Below are 16440 nucleotides of genomic sequence, written 5' to 3' on the forward strand. Positions count from 1 at the left end.
ACGCGGCTACTTCGCCCGGCTCGCCGCGCGCTGCAGCGCGCGCATCACCATGATGCCGCCGACATGGATGCGATACTCGGCCGGGCCGCGCGCGTCGGAGGCCGGCTGCATGATCGCGCGCGCCGCGGTGGCCGCGGCCTTCAGAGCGGCGTCATCCAGCGTGGTGCCGATCACCGCATTCGCCGCGTCGGTCGCCAGCAGCGGCGTCTCGTGCAGATTGGTGAGCGCGATCACGCACGTCGCGACCTTGCCGCCGGCCATGGTCAACACGACGGCCGCCGCGGCGGTCGCGTAGTCGCCGACCTTGCGCTTCAGCTTCTCATAGGCGTAGCCGTGGCCCGCAGGCGGAACGGGAATGCTGATTCCGGTCAGGATCTCGCCCGGCTCCAGCGCGGTGAAATAGGCCCCCTGGTAGAACTCCCGCGCTGCGACCTCACGAGTGCCGTTCGGCCCCTCCAGACGGTAGCTTGCGTCCAGCGCCAGCATCAGCGCCGGCATGTCGTTGCCGGGATCACCATTGGCGACGTTGCCGCCGAGCGTGCCGCGGTAGCGCACCTGCGGATCGGCGATCAAGAGCGCGGTCTCGTGCAGGATCGGCAGGCTGGCTCCGATCTCAGTCGAGGCCAGCAGCTCGGCCTGCGTGGTCATCGCGCCGATGACGATGCGGTCGCCGTCGCGGCGGATGCCCTTGAGCCCGGCGATGCCGTGCAGATCGATCAGATGCGCTGGCGTCGCCAGCCGCAGCTTCATCATTGGCAGCAGGCTGTGGCCGCCCGCGAGGGGGCGCGCATCGTCGCCGAGGTCGGCGAGCAGCTTGATCGCATCGCCGACGCTCGCCGGCCGGTGATAGTCGAACGGGCCAGGAATCATGACGTGTCCTCTCCTGTGCTGGCCTGCCTTGCCGGCAAGGCCGTCGCGTTGTTGCGGCGGGCGTTCGTGCTGCGAGAGCGAAGTGCGAACGCGGACGCATCGCGGATTGGCGCAGAGCGTCGATCGTGACAGCCGGCCGCGCAACGAAGCCGGCACGGAGAGCGGCGAAATCGCACGAAATGCGGCTGGCCGCGCACGAATTGCGTCAGCGAGCGCGACCCAATCGCGCGAGTGACGGCATGCGCGGCCGCGCGAGACGCGCGCCCGGTGTTGGATGCGTTGCGAAGAATGGCGGCGCTCTGTTGCGGCAGCGAAATGAACGCTGAGCTCAGGCCGGCCGCCGCAGCCCGAGCCGCGCCTTGACCTCGGCGACCTTGGCGCGGCTCACCGGCACGCGCGGCTTCGAGGGGCCATCGAGCTCGATGATCGCGCCCTCGCCTTCCCGGCCGACATAGATCACATGCTCGATCGCGACGATGTGGCTGCGGTGCACGCGGATGAAGCGGCCGGGATCGAGCTGCGCCTCAGCCTCGGAGATCGACCAGGGGCACATCCGCTCGCGGGTGCCGTCGTGGATCCGGGTGTAGTGCGCATCGGCGCGCACGCTACGCACGTCCCCGGCGTCGATGAAATGGGTGCCGTTGGCGCCCTCCAGCGGCAATCGCGCCGCGGTCGCGCGTGGCGGCTGGCCGATGCCCCCCAGCGGCGCGGCCGTTGCCCGGCTCATGGCGGCGACCTCGACCACCGGCTCGGCCGCCGTCGCGGCCGGTTCCGGCGCCAATTGCGGCGCAGCCTCGGCAACGGCCGGCATCGACTGCGATTGACGGCGCGGGTCCGGCACCAGCGACAGCAAAAATCCGGCGGCGATGACGAAGCACAGCACGGCGACGACGATCGCGAGTGCTTGCGGCGACGCAGCAAGTCCTGGTGCGGCGTGATGATGTCCCTCGCCCATCGGCACGACATGCATTCCCAGCATCGCCGTGTAATGCATGCCGGACACGGCGATGCCGAACGCAACCGCACTGATGGCGAGCCGCAGGCCGTCCTGCCGCGCCAGGAAGATGCGCAGGCCGCCATAGGCGGCGCCGATCGCAATCGCCACCGACAGCGCCACCAGCGCCGGATCATGCGTCAGCCCGAACGAGCCGGACAGGCCGTGCATGCCGACATAATGCATGCTGGCGATGCCGGCGCCGAGCAGCAGCGCGGAAGGAACGACGCGCCGGGGCGAGGGATCGCCGATGCTGACGAAGAACAGCGAGATGCCGATCACGAGCGCGCAGATCAGGAACGAGATGATGGTCGGCAGCACCAGATAGACGGCATCGGCCGGCAGCGGCGCCGCCATCATGCCCACGAAATGCATGGTCCAGATGCCCACGGCCAGAATGCCGGCGGCGCCGGACAGCAGCACGCGCGCGTTCTCTCCCGGCCCGCTGCGGATGCGCGCGGTGAGACTGAAACCGGTATAGCCACCCAGGCTCGCGATCACGACCGAGAGCGCGACGAGATAAGGATCGTATCCTTCGATCATCCTTGCCGGCCGCCCGTCGCCACGGGCCAGCCTCCTCCCGGGAATGTTTTACAGGTGCGGCGAGGAAATTGACAACACAAGGCGGGGAGCGCGAGTGGGCTTGGTGTCGCTGCGTGGCGGGACTGATGTGCGCGCCACCTTCCGGTCCTCAGCGAATTTGGGGTTCGAGCTCCCGCCGCCAATGCGGTGCGCGCCCCTCCCCCTTGCGGGGAGGGGTCGGGGGTGGGGGTCCACGCATTCCGCTCACAATGATGAGCCTCGATTCCCGAGGAAGCATTTTGGCGGAAGTGGGTCTCATAGACTACATCGCCCGGAGACCCCCACCCCCAACCCCTCCCCGCAAGGGGGAGGGGAGCCGACTGCCCGTGTCGCGAGATATGCGATCGTGCGGCGAGGATACATGTGGCCGGCTCAGCCAGCCACATGCCTCGCCCGTCAGATGATCCCCGCCGCGACCTGGCTGCGCAGCCGCTCCAGGCTCAGCAGTGTCTCGGCGCAGGCGGTCGCCACCTCGATGCCCTTGGTCGCAAAGTGCTTGCGGAAGAACTCGAAATGCGCCTGCGTCTCGTGGAATTGCTGCGGCGTCAGCACCGCGGAGAACACCGGCACCTCGGTGCGCAATTGAACGTCCATCAGCGCCTTGATGACGGTGTCGGCGACGAACTCGTGGCGGTAGATGCCGCCGTCGACGACGAGACCGGCCGCGACGATCGCGGTGTAGCGCCGCGTCTTCGCCAGCAACTGCGCATGCAGCGGGATCTCGAACGAGCCCGGCACCTCGAAGATGTCGACGCGGTCGCGCGGGATATTCCGTGCTTCGATCTCGTCGAGGAACGCCACCCGGCATTCGGCGACGACGTCGCGATGCCAGGCCGATTGCACGAAGGCTATGCGCTGCGGCTTGCTGAAGCGCGGATGCGACGGCGCCGGTGGCGACTCGTCGGGCGGTGACGCGGCCGGCATGTCCGCCGGCGGCGACGTGGCTGTGGTGAGGGTGTCGGTGGAAGTATCGGTAGGCGCGTCTTGCAACATCTGATTCATGGTTATCCTCGTCAGAGACCAGAATCAGGGCATACGGAACGACGACGCCCCCACGCTGACATGCGCGGGGTGCCGGGACCCGTTCTCTTTCATCCGGACTGTGACCGTCGGCTTCGGAATCGCACCGAATCTGCTGACCCTTCTCTGCGCGGCGCGTTCCGGAGAACAGAATTCTCCAGACCGAGCCTTGCCGAGAAGGCGCTCGCGGGCTCGCGCTCGACCGGGAACGCTTACCGCCGGTGGGGAATTTCGCCCCGCCCTGAGAACATCGGCCGCCCGGGATGGACGGCCTGAACGAACTATGCAGGCGGCCGGCGGCTGCGGCAAGGCCTCACGCCCGCAGTCCGCGACGGGCGGCCATGCAGTCGCCCGCGGCCGTTCCCACGGCCGGATCGGCCCGGACGGAGCGGCTGCGGCGAATCCGATTCCGTTTTGTTCTCATTCGGCGATGATTCCACAGGCCGGACAGGAGTTGTGGACGAAGCGGTGTTTGGCTGTGGACGGACTCGCCCCCCCGTTGCGCAGATTCCGCAAATCACATCAGTTTGTCCTCGCACGCCCGGGTTACCTCCGGGACTGCAAGCCGGGTCTCGAAGCGCCGCGAGGGCGTGGGCCGGGTCGCCGCGTATGTACCAACGAGATCAAGAAGACGAGGTCGAGACGGCATGTCCCTGCTCGAAAGCACTATCGATTCCGCCGATCATCCGCTGAGCGTGGTCGAGACCATTGCGGCCGACAACAACTGGATGTTCGAGCGCTCCGGCGAGGACGAGATCACGATCGCCTCCAAGGGCCAGTGGACCGACTACCAGCTCTCCTTCACGTGGATGGCGGAGATCGAGGCGCTGCATCTGGCCTGTGCCTTCGACATGAAGATTCCCGAGGCCCGCCGCGCCGAGGTGCAGCGGCTGATCGCAGCGATCAACGAGCAGCTCTGGCTCGGCCATTTCGACATCTGGACCCACACCGGCATGGTGATGCACCGTCAGGCCCTGGTGCTGCCGGGCGGCATCACCGCGTCGGGACTGCAATGCGAGAGCATGCTGGCCGGCGCCATCCACGCCTGCGAGCGCTATTTTCCGGCCTTCCAGTTCGTGGTCTGGGCCGGCAAGTCGACCCAGGAAGCCATGGCCGCGGCGCTGTTCGATACGGAAGGCGAAGCGTAAGCCGCCGTGGCCTCGACACACTCGGTGTCGTCCCGGCGAACGCCGGGACCCATACCGCGTGATGCATGTGTGAGCCGAGACGCTTGTCGCTCTGCCCTCGCCCCACTAGAACCGCCGGTGGTTATGGGTCCCGGCGTTCGCCGGGACGACAGTGGAGTTCGTCGTGACATCAGCGGACAACAACCTGCTTCATCAGCTCACCGGCACTATCGTGCTGGCCGGCGCCGGCAAGATGGGCGGCGCGATGCTGGCCGGCTGGCTAGCCGGCGGGCTCGATCCGAAGCGCGTCGTCATCATCGAGCCGATGCCCTCGGCCGAGATCACCGCGCTCGTCGCCAAGGGCGTCCGCCTCAATCCGACGGCGACTGCGCCGGCCGAGGTCGTCATCGTCGCCGTCAAGCCGCAGATGTTCGCCGAAGCCGGCCCCGCCTTGAAGCCGTGGGTCGGCGACGCGACGCTGGTGCTGTCGATCATGGCAGGCATCACGATCGCCGGCCTGCAACAGACGATCGGCGGCGCGGTCGTGCGCGCAATGCCGAACACGCCGGCCGCGATCGGCCGCGGCATCACCGTGGCGGTGCCGGCCGGCAACGTCAGCGCCGCGCAGCGCATGCTGACGGACGCGCTGTTGCGCGCCACCGGCGCGGTGGAATGGGTCGACCAGGAGGCGCTGATGGACGCGGTGACCGCCGTGTCCGGCTCGGGTCCCGCCTATGTATTCCTGCTCGCCGAGGAGCTCGCCCGCGCCGGCGTCGCCGCCGGCCTGCCCGAGCCCCTGGCGACGACGCTCGCGCGCCACACCGTGTCGGGCGCCGGCGAGCTGCTGCGCCAATCGAACCTGCCGTCCGCCACGCTGCGCCAGAACGTCACCTCGCCGGGCGGCACCACCGCCGCGGCGCTCTCGGTGCTGATGGCAGCCGACGGCTTCCAGCCGCTGCTGACCAAGGCGGTCGCCGCAGCCACGGCGCGCTCGAAAGAGCTCGCGAAGTAGACAACGGCGAGCTGACAGCTCAGCGCGGCGGCGTCGGCGGCCCGCCATGCTGCTGGCGCCATTGCAGGAACTGGCGGAACAGGGCACTGCGCTCGGTTGGATCGTTCGACAGCTGTCCGCCGCTCTGGCGCACGAAGCTCTCGAACTGGGTCTGCTGCACATCGGCGACCTGCGGCCGCGGCACCATGTTGTGCGCCAGCAGCCACTCTTCCGCGGCCTTGAACCGCTTCCAGTTCGGGATGGCGGCGACGATGCTCGACTCCCGCCATTTCGGATGCCGCGGCGGCTTCATGAACTCGTCGTAGTTGGCGAAGAACGCATCGACGAAGCGCGCCACCTTGCGGTAGCGCTCGGTATGCTCCGGCCAATTGTAGCTGACGAGCAGCATACCGATCGCCACCGTCTCGATCGTCTCGCCGGGGTTGAGCAGGTTCGGATATTCCTCGGAGGACAATGTCGTCGGCAGATAGAGGTCCTGCAGCCGGCGGTCGTAGGGGATCGTCACCAGGTGCAGGGCGCGGTTGTCGTTCCTGATATTGCGGGCGAGCTGGAACACCTTGCCGGTGGAAACGATATAGGCGTCGGCGTCGCCGTCGATCAGCTTCTGGATCGATTTGGCGTCGTCGGTCGCGTAGTCGAACGACGCCGTCAGGCCGAGCCGGTTGAAGATCACGCGCGCGGAATAGAAGCCGACATCGGTCGGCGCGATGATGCGCTTGCCGTTGAGATCGAAGATCGAGCGGATCGAGGAGCGCGCGATGACATGGATTTCGTTGTGATAGAGCCGCGCGATGTAGCGGAGCTGCGAGGTGATGTCGGGAATGCCGTATTGCAGGCGGTAGAATTCGGGCACGTCGGCAGCGACCGCGCCCATGTCGATGCTCTTCAGGAACAGTATATCCGAGACGTTGCGCACCGGTCCCTTGCCGAGCACCGGCAGCACGCGGACATTGGTCTGGTCGTCGAGCACGCGCGCCATGTCGGAGCCGAAGACCGAGGTCGCGCCGCCGGCCGGCGCGGTGATGATGGTGACGGTGCCGTCGTTGACGTCGGTCGGGTTGGGCAGCCGCCACACGTCCGGCCCGCTGCCGGGCGCGGGCGACAGTGACGCCGGCAGGCCGGCCGGATGTGGCGGCGCCGGGATCACGGGCGCGCCGTTCGGCCGGGCGGCCGGGGCGACGGGCACGATGATCGAGCGGGTCGCTGCCGGGCGAGGCGGCTGCGGCGGCTGTTGCTGTAGCTGCGGCCAGGCCTGCGCAGATGCCTGGCTCATCATGAGTCCGGCTGCGAGCGCGGCGTGCGCGACTTGCGAAGCTGCCTTCGAGACGATGGACATAGCGCAACGGCCTCCTGCACCATCGCGATGCCGCCGCAGCGTTCTCGACCGGTCCGGAGCATTCACCTCGAGGCCTGCCTGCGTCAGGCATGCGACGGGCGACCGCGGCCTCGGCTGAGACCTCGCGACAACCAACCTCGCGATGCGGAGCGCGCCCGAGGCCAAATGGCCACGATCGGCTCCGATCGAGGTCGATAGTTGCGGGAGGTGATTCGATGGATTTGCGGCAGCCGCCGGGATTTTGTATGACGACGTGCATATAAACCGGAGATCGGACTCCGGCTGTGGCCCCGGCGCAACGTCTCCTGTTTCAGGCCGCCAGCCGGTGTTGCCGTCGCGCCAGGATCAGCAGCGTCACGACGATGGCGAGGTTCAGGCCATTCCACGCGATGCCGTTGGCGAAGGCCGCTGAATAGGACCCCGTGGCGTCGAAGATGACGCCCGAGACCCAGCCGCCGAACGACATGCCGAACACCGACGCGAAGATGATGATGCCGACCCGCGTGGCGGCCTCGCGCGCCGGCATCGCCTCGCGCACGATGATCGCATAGCTCGGTACGATGCCGCCCTGGAACAGGCCGAACATGCCCGAGATCAGATAGAGCGACGTCAGGCCGTCGAAGAACAGATAGAACAGAAGCGCAAAACCCTGCGCCAGCGAACCGATCAAGAGCGTGCGCATGCCGCCGATGCGATCGGCGAGAAAGCCGGAGCCGATCCGGCTGACGATGCCGAGCGCCATCATCAAGGACAGCATCTGCGCGCCGACGGCGACGCCGTAGCCGAGATCGCCGCAATAGGCGACGATGTGCACCTGCGGCATCGCCATCGCCACGCAGCAGGCGATCGCGGCGATGCTGAGCAGCACGGTCAGCGCATTGGTCGAGATCGGCAGCTCCAGTTGCGGCGGCGCCGCGCCGGCATGGTTCTGCGCGCCGGCACCGTCCATGCGGGCGCGCAGCACCAGCAGCAGCGCGCTCATCGTCACCGCGCAGAAGACGCCGAGTGCGACATGGCTGGCGCGCCAGCCGATCTGCTGCACGCCCCAATTCACCAGCGGCGGCCACACCGTGCCGGCGACGTAGTTGCCGGAGGCGACGATGGTGACGGCGAGGCCGCGATAGCGCACGAACCAGTGCGACGCCTCCGCCATCAGCGGCGCGAAGGTGACGGATGAGCCGAGACCGATCAGGAAATACACCGCCTGAAACTGCCACAGCGTCACCGACGCGCCGGCGAGCAGATAGGCCGCGGCGGTCGTGGCGATGCTGAGCGCCATCGCGGTGACGATGCCGAAGCGGTCGGTGATGCGGCCGACGATGACGCCGCCGAGGCCGAAGCCGAACATCGTCAGCGTATAGGCCAGCGAGACCGCGCCGCGGCTGGCGGCGAACTCGGCCTGCACGACCGGGAGAACGACGACGACGGTCCACATCCCCGCGCCGCCGATGGAACCGATGACGAGCGCAAGCGCCAGCCGCGCCCAGGCCTGGCGCGAGTCCGGAATGAAGTGAGGCGCTTCCTCGAATCTTGTCTGGGGTCCGTGCACGATGGCAGCAACTTCGTTGCCGCACCGCATCAGGTCAAGCCACATTGCTGCGGCATTGGGCATGCAGAAGCAGCGCAACAGGAGGGACCTGCACGATCACGGTTCGGCCCTCTTGGCGGCGCGACACTTTGTCATTAGGTTGCGCCGGAGTGGAGAGATTTGGGCACGCATGTCCCTGGGACTGACACGAAAGATGCTGATGGTGGCAGGACGGCTGCTCGTCCTGGCCTACATCATCTGTGTGGTCAGCCCGGGTGTGGCGCTCGCGCTCGGTAGTGGGGCGCCCTGTCTCGACGAGCCCGTCGTTGCCGCTGTTGTCTCCCCTCATGACGCGGCTCGCCACGGGATGGTCATGACGGCGATGCCGCAGACCATGGCGGCGCACGCCCATCATAACCATCACCCTGTCGCCGACGCCGCGATGCACGCTCCGGCTCCCGCGCCGTCGCACCACGATCATGGCAAGATGCCGGGCCCCTGCTGCGCCATGATGTGCGCGGTGGGTCTGGCTGCCGCGCTGCCGGCGGTCGCCCTCCCCGCCTCGCTCGCCGCCGCCAGCGTGACGCCGCGCGACGAAGGCCTGCCCGGTCGCACGCCGCAGGGCCTGTATCGCCCCCCCATCGTCCGGGTCTGAGCGAAAAACGCCGGCTTCGCGCCCAGGTGGCGCGGCCGCTCGCGATTCATCGACAGACCAAGGATACCTCATGTTGTCGCAATCCATGGCGACGCCCGCTGCCGCATGTCCGGCGCGGCGCGGCCTGCCATTCTCCATCGTCGCCAGCGGATTGACACTGCTTGCCGCGACGAGCCTCGCCGCCTGCCAGCCGCGCACGGTCGCATTGGCCGGGGCTGATCCGGCCGATCCGGCGGCGAGCGTCGCGCCGGTGCGCGTGTCGGGGGTCGTCGGGCCCTACACGCCGCTGCGCCCGGCGGCGCCGGCCGCCTGGGGCCAGCGCACCGACCCCGGCGCATCGCGCGCCGAGCCGAGCCGCTAGGGAGCGCCGCATGCAGGGGATCATCAGGCTCGCGGCGCTCGCCGCAGCACTTGCGCTCGCAGGCTGTGCCTCGTTCTCGCCGGACGGCGGCATGAGCGCCGTTGCGGACATCACCGGCCATACCACCGGCAAGGAGGTCGCCTCCGTGAGAGGCGATGACGACGCTGAGCGCGTCCGCGCTGCGACGCGCCGCCTGCTCGCCCGGCCCTTGTCGGCCGATGCCGCCGTGCAGGTCGCGTTGTTCAACAACAAGGGCCTGCAGGCCGTCTACAACGCGCTCGCGCTCAGCGAGGCTGACATGGTCGAGGCCAGCCTGCCGCCGAACCCGACCTTCTCCCTGATGCGCATCAGCGGCGACGGCGCGCTGGAGGCCGAGCGCCAGGTCGCCGGCGACATCCTGGCGCTCGCCACCTTGCCGCTGCGCTCGGAGATCGCGCGTGAGCGCTTTCGCCAGGCCCAATTGAAGGCGGCGCTGGCGACCTTGCGGCTCGCCGCGGAGGTGCGCCGCGCGCATGTGCGCGTCGTCGCCGCCAACGAGCTGGTGTCGCTGCTGGTCGAGGCGCAATCGGCCGCGGAGGCGACCGCGAAGCTCGCCTCCAAGCTCGGCGAGACCGGCGCGCTCAACCGGCTCGATCAGGCGCGCGAGCAGGTGTTCTATGCCGAGACCACCGCCGAGCTCGCCACCGCGCGCCGCGCGGCGGGAAGCGCGCGCGAGCGGCTGATCCGGCTGATGGGGCTGTGGGGCGACGAGCTCGCTTTCCGCCTGCCCGACCGGCTGCCGGCGCTGCCGCGCCGCCCGCTGAGCCAGCCCTTCGTCGAGGCCGATGCCGTCGGCCATCGCATCGATCTACAGATCGCCCGCCTCGAACTCGCGGCGCTTGCCGCCTCGCTGCAGCTCACCGACGCCACACGCTTCGTCACGCTGCTCGATCTCGCCGGCGTCGACCGCAAGACCATCGAGCCCGACGGCCGCACCATCCGCGAACGCGGGTACGACGTGCAGTTCCAGATCCCGATCTTCGACGGCGGCGAGGTGCGCGTGCGGCAGGCGGCCGAGACCTACAACATCGCCTTCAACCGCCTCACCGAGCGCGCCGTCACCGTCCGCTCCGAGGCGCGCGACGCCTATCGCAGTTACCGCGCGGCCTTCGACATCGCCGGCCACTACGCCCGCGAGGTGCTGCCGCTGCGGCGGATCATCAGCGAGGAGATGCAGCTGCGCTACTCCAGCATGCAGGTCGACATCTTCGCCCTGCTGCTCGAGGCGCGGCAGCGCCTGGCCTCGCGCCGCGCCGCGATCGATGCGGTCAGAGACTTCTTCCTCGCCGAGGCCGAGCTGTCGGCCGCGGTCAATGGCGGGGGCACCGGCGGCGAAGACGGTGCACAGCAGACCGCGAGCGCGATCGCGCCAAGCAACGACTGAGAGGAGAGCCATCATGTTGTCACGCCGAACCCTGCTCGGCTCCGCGGCGCTGGCCGGCGCCTCCGCCGTCTCCGGCCGCGTCCAGGCTGCTTCCATTCCGGAGGCGCCGACCATGGACAAGGCGGTGATGCAGCCGCCGCTGCATCCCAGCGCCGGCCCGGACTATCAGCCGGTGGTCACGCTCAACGGCTGGTCGCTGCCGTTCCGCATGAACGGCGACTGGAAGGAATTCCATCTCGTCGCCGAGCCGGTCACGCGCGAGTTCGCGCCTGGCATGACCACGCATCTGTGGGGCTACAACGGCCAGTCGCCGGGTCCGACCATCGAGGCGGTCGAGGGCGACAAGCTCCGCATCTTCGTCACCAACAAATTGCCGGAATACACCACCGTGCACTGGCACGGCGTGATCCTGCCCTGCGGCATGGACGGTGTCGGCGGCCTGACCCAGCCGCACATCAAGCCCGGCAAGACCTTCGTCTACGAGTTCGAGATGAAGCATGCCGGCACGTTCATGTATCACCCGCACGCCGACGAGATGGTGCAGATGGCGATGGGCATGATGGGCATGATCGTCGTGCATCCGCGCGACCATGTCCCGCCGCCGGCCGACCGCGACTTCGTGTTCGTGATGTCGACCTACCGCATCGAGCCCGGCAGCTATCTGCCGAAGGTCAACGAGATGACCGACTTCAACATGTGGACCTGGAATGCGCGGGTGTTTCCCGGCATCGACCCGTTGCCGGTGCGGCTCGGCGATCGCGTCCGCGTCCGCATCGGCAATCTCACCATGACCAACCATCCGATCCATCTGCACGGCCACAAGTTCAAGGTGATCGGCACCGACGGCGGCTGGCTTCCGGAAACGGCACAACTGCCGGAGACGACGACCGACGTGCCGGTCGGCGCGGTGCGCGTGTTCGACTTCATCGCCGACAATCCCGGCGACTGGGCGTTCCACTGCCACAAATCGCATCACACGATGAATGCGATGGGCCACGACATGCGCAACCTGATCGGCGTGCCGCGCAAGGAGCTGGCCGCCGCTGTCGGCAAGCTCGCGCCCGACGGCATGGTGATGGGCAACACCGGCATGGCGATGGGCAACATGGAGATGCCCTCGCCCGACAACACGCTGCCGATGATGACCGGCAGCGGCCAGTTCGGCGGAATCGAGATGGGCGGTATGTTCACGGTCGTGAAGGTGCGCGAGGGCCTCGCCCGCGACGACTACCGCGATCCCGGCCCGTATCAGTTCCCCAAGGGCAGCGTGGCCTATGAGGTCGCGAGCGTGCCGGAGCCGCCACCACGAACCGGGAGTGCCGCGACGCAGATCCGAACACAACGCTGACGACAGATGCACTAAACGCCACACAACGAGCTGGAGACTACGAATGAAGATTCCGACCGCGATCGGCGCGGCGCTGGCCACCGCCATGATCATCGCCGCACCGGCCCGTGCCCATGAGGCGCACGGATCGCGCGGCTATTCCGCCGGCGAGCCGGGCGATCCCAAGCAGCCGTCGCGCACCATCGAGGTGCTGCTGAGCGAGATGGAGTTCACGCCGGCGCGCATCGAGGTGAAGCGCGGCGAGCAGATCCGCTTCGTGCTGCGCAACACCGGCAAGGAGGATCACGAGTTCCTGCTCGCCACCAAGGCCGAGAACCTGAACCACGCCGCGGTCATGAAGAAGCATCCGCACATGGAGCACGACGAGCCCAACGGCACCCGGCTCGCGCCGAACAAGACCGCCGAGCTGCTGTGGCGGTTCACCAAGCCGGGAACGTTCGAATATTCCTGCCTGATCCCCGACCACCGCGAGTTCGGCATGACCGGCCACGTCACCGTCAAGTGACGGCAGGTTCGTAGTTCGTAGGGCGGATCAGCGAAGCGTAATCCGCCATTCGGCACCCCCTCAGAAACGCGGCGGATCACGCTTCGCTGATCCGCCCTACGCATCGAGTCAATTGAAGCAGAAGGAACGACACATGAAGACATTCGCTCAGCTCACGACCGCTGCCGCGCTGGCCCTTGCGCTTGTTGCCCCCGCCTTCGCCGCCGAGGCGATCAGCGGCGACGTCAAGAAAGTGGACGAGGCCAACGCCAAGATCACGCTCCACCACGGCCCGGCCAAGAGCCTCGGCATGGACGAGGCCATGACCATGGTCTACCGCGTCAAGGACGCCGCGCTGCTGAAAGGCCTCAAGGCCGGCGACAAGGTGAAGTTCGAGGCGGTCGAGGACGCCTCCGGCTACACGGTGACCAAGATCGAGAAGGGCAAGTAGGCGGCAGCGATTCGAGCCATCCCTCTCTCCACCGCCATTCCGGAGCGCGCGGCAGCGCGAGCCCGGAATGGCCTGCGGAGGGATCCGGTCACGCACCGGCGGGCGGATGGGTTTGCACTCCAAGTTTGGATCGTATGATCGCAGCTCCCTGCGTGGAGCATGTCATGAAAGCCTATCTCGTCCTCGATCTCGCCGTTCACGACTTCCCGGCGTTCAAGACCTACATGGAGAAAATCCCCGCCTTCATCGCCAGGCATGGCGGCCGCTACATCGTCCAGGGCGCGGTGCCAACGCCGGTCGAAGGCGGCTGGATGCCAGAGCGCATCGTAATCCTGGAATTCCCGTCGCGCCAGCACGCCACCGACTTCCTCGCTGATCCCGAGATCCAGGACCTGTTCGCGGTCCGGCACCGCACCACGGCCAGCCGGCTGGTGCTGGTCGATGGGTGCACCGAGTGAGCGCGCGTTGCAATGTTGTGCCGGACGGCAGTGCCCGGCTAGGGCGGCGCCCTCTCGTCGGCGTGACATCGGCAGCGGGCGGATGACGCGGCGCTGATCCGCCCTGCGCGACCTGCCACCGTCGTTCTCCGGGCATTCGCGGGCGCAAAGGCTCCTCCCCGCCACCCCGTTAACCATTTGCTAACCATGGCGCGGGCAAGCTTTGCCGCGTCGCGCCCGCGCGTGGCCGGCGACCGGACGACCACAGGACATCCTGGGCTTTGCTGCCGCCGGGCATGGCGGCGGCCCGGTTGCCGGCCGCAGCGCGTCGCTGCATCCGACGCCCTGCCGTCCTGTCTGTCCGGAGACCCAAGTCCTTGAGCACCGTCGGTTCGCGCGCCTTCCAGAAGGCGCGGCAGGAAAAGAAGCAGAAGAAGCTCGTCGAGACGCAGTTGGCGGCGGCGTACAAGGCGTTCCAGGCCGGGCGCCAGGCGGAGACGCAGGCGCTGTGCGCGCAGCTGCTGCAGGAGGTCCCCGGCTGCTTCGATGCCATGCATCTGCTCGGCGTGTCGCTGGTGTCGTCGGCGCGCTTCGCCGAGGCCACCGCCTTCCTGACCCAGGCCGTGGCGATGGAGCCGAATTCCGCCGACGCGCAGTCCAATCTCGGCTGGGCGCTGATCAATTGCGAGCGCTACGCGGAGGCGCGCGCCGCGCTGGAGCGATCACTGGCGCTGCGGCCGAACGCGCCGATCACCCTGCGCAACCACGCCATCGCGCTGCTGCGGCTCGGACAGGGCGAGGCCTCGCTCGCCGCCGCGACACGCGCCCTCGAGCTCAAGCCCGACGACGTCGACGCCTGGTGCAATCGCAGCGTCGCCGAGCTGATGCTGCGGCGCTGGGACGCCGCCGCCGCCAGCGCCGAGCGCGCGCTGGCGTTCAATCCGAACCATTTCGAGGCCACGGTCAACAAGGGTCTCGCGCATCTCGAGTTGCACCATTACGAGCTGGCGGAAGCGACCTTGAATGCGGCGCTGGCCGCACGCCCGGCCCATGCCGAGCTGCGGGCGCATCGCGGCCGGCTCTACATGATCTCCGGCCGCACGGCGGAAGCCGAGGCCGATTTCGATGCCGCCGTGACGCTCGATCCTCATCTGCAGATCGGATGGCAGGGCAAGGCGCAGATCTGCATCCTCAACGGCAACGTCGCGCAGGCGATGGCCGCCTGCAAGCGCGTGCTCGACACCAATCCGAAGGCGCAGGTCGCGCTCACCCTGCTCGGCGCCTGCCGCGGCCGGCTCGGCGACGTCACCGGCGCCATCGCGCAATTCGACCAGGCGCTCGCGGTGCAGCCCGACTATGACGAGGCGATCACCAAGAAGATCTTCTATCTCGACTTCCTGCCCGGCGCCGATTTCGCCGTCCAGCAGGCGGCGCGGCAATATTGGTGGATGGCGGTCGGCTCGAAATTCCCCCGCCGCAAGCTTGCGCCGCGCTCGCTCGATCCCGACAGGCGCATCGTCGTCGGCTACGTCTCGGCCGATTTCCGCATGCATTCGGCGGCCTTCGCCTTCCTGCCCGTGCTGCGCGGCCACGACAAGACGCAGGTCCAGGTCAACTGCTACTCGACCTCGCCGCGGCACGATTCCTACACCGCGACGTTCCAGTCGATTGCCGACGTCTGGGTCGAGGCCTCCAGCCTCTCCGACGACGAGCTGGCCGACCGCATCCAGGCCGACGGCGTCGACATCCTGGTCGATCTCTCCGGCTACACCACGGGCACGCGCATGCCGGTGTTCGCGCGCAAGCCGGCGCCGATCCAGGTCACGGCCTGGGGCAGCGGCACCGGCACCGGCCTTGCCACGATGGACTACTTCTTCGCCGATCCGGTCACGGTGCCCGAGAGCGTCCGGCCGCTGTTCGCCGAGCACGTCCACGACCTGCCCTCGGTGATCACGATCGATCCGGTGCGCGACGTTCCGCCATCGCCGCTGCCGATGCTGACGAACGGCCACGTCACCTTCGGCGTCTACAACCGCATCGACAAGATCTCCGACGCGGCGATCGCGCTGTGGGCACGGCTGCTCGCCGAGATCCCGGACGCGAAGCTCGTCATCAAGCATCTCGCGCTGAACGATCCCGCGGTGCGCGACGGGCTGCTCGCCCGCTTCGTCGCCCAGGGCGTGCCCGAGGCGCGCATCCTCTGCCTCGGCGCCAGCGAGCGGATCGAGCATCTCAAATCCTACGAGCGCATCGACATCTCGCTCGATCCGTTCCCGCAGAACGGCGGCATCTCGACGTTCGAATCGCTCTACATGGGCGTGCCGGTCGTCGCCAAGCTCGGCGCCGGCGCGGCATCGCGCGCCGCGGGCGGCATCCTGACCGCGGCCGGCCTCGCCGACTGGGTCGCCGGCGATGACGACGGCTACATCCGGATCGCCAAGCGCTTTGCCGCGCAGCCCGAGCTGCTGGCAAAGCTGCGGCCCGAGCTGCCCGGCCTGGTCGCGCGCTCGCCGGCCGGCGACGTCGCCAACTACACGCGCTGCGTCGAGGCCGGCTACCGGCAGTTCTGGCGGGACTATTGCGCCAAGGCCGGCAAGACCGGCGCCTGATCGCGCCGGCATCGCCGAGGTCGGCATCTCGCAGCAGGCCGGGAAGCTCCGCCGCACGAACGTCCAGCGACAAACGGCCCCACAACCGCAAGCTGCACCGGTTTCCACTGTGCCATTTCGGCCGGGTGCGATCAGGCGACGACTCGCGGACTGATACCGCGGCGTTTCTCCGTCCAGACCGAGGCGCAATCAAGCCTATGGCT

The 16440-nt window shown here is 68.3% G+C and carries 15 protein-coding genes and 1 riboswitch; of the genes, 10 read left to right on the top strand and 5 right to left on the bottom strand.

The genetic code is table 11. From position 1 onward, the window contains the following. Positions 1 to 6: 6 nt before the first annotated feature. From ACQR1D_RS27500 to ACQR1D_RS27510, 3 genes are all read right to left on the bottom strand, one after another. Entirely contained in the window at positions 7 to 870 is an 864-nt protein-coding gene (locus ACQR1D_RS27500) for an FAD binding domain-containing protein (RefSeq protein WP_434894185.1), read from the bottom strand. A 328-nt stretch (positions 871 to 1198) separates the two neighbouring features. Next, complete coding sequence (locus ACQR1D_RS27505) at positions 1199 to 2407, bottom strand: MHYT domain-containing protein (RefSeq protein WP_434894184.1); 1209 nt, start codon at positions 2405 to 2407, stop codon at positions 1199 to 1201. 435 nt (positions 2408 to 2842) lie between these two features. Next, positions 2843 to 3448: a 6,7-dimethyl-8-ribityllumazine synthase gene (locus ACQR1D_RS27510; RefSeq protein ID WP_434894183.1), complete on the bottom strand. Its 606-nt coding sequence runs from the start codon at positions 3446 to 3448 to the stop codon at positions 2843 to 2845. 77 nt (positions 3449 to 3525) lie between these two features. After that, positions 3526 to 3719, bottom strand: a riboswitch (FMN riboswitch). A gap of 394 nt (positions 3720 to 4113) precedes the next feature. Between ACQR1D_RS27510 and ACQR1D_RS27515 the strand changes: the two genes are divergently transcribed. Continuing rightward, positions 4114 to 4614, top strand: coding sequence for a YbjN domain-containing protein (locus ACQR1D_RS27515; protein WP_315714059.1), 501 nt, complete (start codon positions 4114 to 4116; stop codon positions 4612 to 4614). Between the two features lie 163 nt (positions 4615 to 4777). Next, positions 4778 to 5605: a pyrroline-5-carboxylate reductase gene (proC, locus tag ACQR1D_RS27520; RefSeq protein ID WP_434894182.1), complete on the top strand. Its 828-nt coding sequence runs from the start codon at positions 4778 to 4780 to the stop codon at positions 5603 to 5605. 19 nt (positions 5606 to 5624) lie between these two features. Here proC and ACQR1D_RS27525 read toward each other — a convergent pair whose 3' ends face one another. Both ACQR1D_RS27525 and ACQR1D_RS27530 read right to left on the bottom strand, forming a co-directional pair. After that, positions 5625 to 6941, bottom strand: a complete 1317-nt coding sequence (locus ACQR1D_RS27525; protein ID WP_434894181.1) for a TAXI family TRAP transporter solute-binding subunit — start codon at positions 6939 to 6941, stop codon at positions 5625 to 5627. A 310-nt stretch (positions 6942 to 7251) separates the two neighbouring features. Then, positions 7252 to 8490 (bottom strand): MFS transporter, encoded by a 1239-nt coding sequence (locus tag ACQR1D_RS27530; protein ID WP_315803254.1) that lies wholly within the window; start codon positions 8488 to 8490, stop codon positions 7252 to 7254. Positions 8491 to 8659: 169 nt separating this feature from the next. On the opposite strand from ACQR1D_RS27530, the gene ACQR1D_RS27535 reads away from it, so the two are divergent. The 8 genes from ACQR1D_RS27535 (at position 8660) to ACQR1D_RS27570 (ending at position 16237) form a co-directional block, all read left to right on the top strand. Beyond that, positions 8660 to 9124 carry a hypothetical protein gene (locus tag ACQR1D_RS27535; protein ID WP_434894180.1) on the top strand — a complete coding sequence of 155 codons (465 nt, stop codon included), beginning with the start codon at positions 8660 to 8662 and terminating at the stop codon, positions 9122 to 9124. 70 nt (positions 9125 to 9194) lie between these two features. Then, positions 9195 to 9485: a hypothetical protein gene (locus ACQR1D_RS27540; protein ID WP_434840229.1), complete on the top strand. Its 291-nt coding sequence runs from the start codon at positions 9195 to 9197 to the stop codon at positions 9483 to 9485. A gap of 10 nt (positions 9486 to 9495) precedes the next feature. After that, entirely contained in the window at positions 9496 to 10908 is a 1413-nt protein-coding gene (locus ACQR1D_RS27545; RefSeq protein WP_434840228.1) for a TolC family protein, read from the top strand. A gap of 13 nt (positions 10909 to 10921) precedes the next feature. Then, positions 10922 to 12256, top strand: a complete 1335-nt coding sequence (locus ACQR1D_RS27550; RefSeq protein WP_434894179.1) for a multicopper oxidase family protein — start codon at positions 10922 to 10924, stop codon at positions 12254 to 12256. A gap of 43 nt (positions 12257 to 12299) precedes the next feature. Continuing rightward, complete coding sequence (locus ACQR1D_RS27555; RefSeq protein ID WP_434894178.1) at positions 12300 to 12761, top strand: cupredoxin domain-containing protein; 462 nt, start codon at positions 12300 to 12302, stop codon at positions 12759 to 12761. Between the two features lie 133 nt (positions 12762 to 12894). After that, positions 12895 to 13191, top strand: a complete 297-nt coding sequence (locus ACQR1D_RS27560) for a copper-binding protein (RefSeq protein WP_434840225.1) — start codon at positions 12895 to 12897, stop codon at positions 13189 to 13191. Positions 13192 to 13355: 164 nt separating this feature from the next. Beyond that, a complete protein-coding gene (locus ACQR1D_RS27565) occupies positions 13356 to 13649 on the top strand; it encodes a DUF1330 domain-containing protein (RefSeq protein ID WP_434840224.1) in 294 nt (97 codons plus the stop codon). A 356-nt stretch (positions 13650 to 14005) separates the two neighbouring features. After that, complete coding sequence (locus ACQR1D_RS27570; RefSeq protein ID WP_316237623.1) at positions 14006 to 16237, top strand: tetratricopeptide repeat protein; 2232 nt, start codon at positions 14006 to 14008, stop codon at positions 16235 to 16237. Positions 16238 to 16440 lie beyond the last annotated feature (203 nt).

It is taken from the genome of Bradyrhizobium sp. HKCCYLRH2047 (assembly GCF_051168175.1).
Taxonomy (GTDB): domain Bacteria; phylum Pseudomonadota; class Alphaproteobacteria; order Rhizobiales; family Xanthobacteraceae; genus Bradyrhizobium.

What these genes read in the sequence shown, in the direction of transcription:
- ACQR1D_RS27500 (WP_434894185.1), bottom strand. Translation starts at nt 870, where the DNA reads ATGATTCCTGGCCCGTTCGACTATCACCGGCCGGCGAGCGTCGGCGAT.
- ACQR1D_RS27505 (WP_434894184.1), bottom strand. Translation starts at nt 2,407, where the DNA reads ATGATCGAAGGATACGATCCTTATCTCGTCGCGCTCTCGGTCGTGATC.
- ACQR1D_RS27510 (WP_434894183.1), bottom strand. Translation starts at nt 3,448, where the DNA reads ATGAATCAGATGTTGCAAGACGCGCCTACCGATACTTCCACCGACACC.
- ACQR1D_RS27515 (WP_315714059.1), top strand. Translation starts at nt 4,114, where the DNA reads ATGTCCCTGCTCGAAAGCACTATCGATTCCGCCGATCATCCGCTGAGC.
- ACQR1D_RS27525 (WP_434894181.1), bottom strand. Translation starts at nt 6,941, where the DNA reads ATGTCCATCGTCTCGAAGGCAGCTTCGCAAGTCGCGCACGCCGCGCTC.
- ACQR1D_RS27535 (WP_434894180.1), top strand. Translation starts at nt 8,660, where the DNA reads ATGTCCCTGGGACTGACACGAAAGATGCTGATGGTGGCAGGACGGCTG.
- ACQR1D_RS27540 (WP_434840229.1), top strand. Translation starts at nt 9,195, where the DNA reads ATGTTGTCGCAATCCATGGCGACGCCCGCTGCCGCATGTCCGGCGCGG.
- ACQR1D_RS27545 (WP_434840228.1), top strand. Translation starts at nt 9,496, where the DNA reads ATGCAGGGGATCATCAGGCTCGCGGCGCTCGCCGCAGCACTTGCGCTC.
- ACQR1D_RS27550 (WP_434894179.1), top strand. Translation starts at nt 10,922, where the DNA reads ATGTTGTCACGCCGAACCCTGCTCGGCTCCGCGGCGCTGGCCGGCGCC.
- ACQR1D_RS27555 (WP_434894178.1), top strand. Translation starts at nt 12,300, where the DNA reads ATGAAGATTCCGACCGCGATCGGCGCGGCGCTGGCCACCGCCATGATC.
- ACQR1D_RS27560 (WP_434840225.1), top strand. Translation starts at nt 12,895, where the DNA reads ATGAAGACATTCGCTCAGCTCACGACCGCTGCCGCGCTGGCCCTTGCG.
- ACQR1D_RS27565 (WP_434840224.1), top strand. Translation starts at nt 13,356, where the DNA reads ATGAAAGCCTATCTCGTCCTCGATCTCGCCGTTCACGACTTCCCGGCG.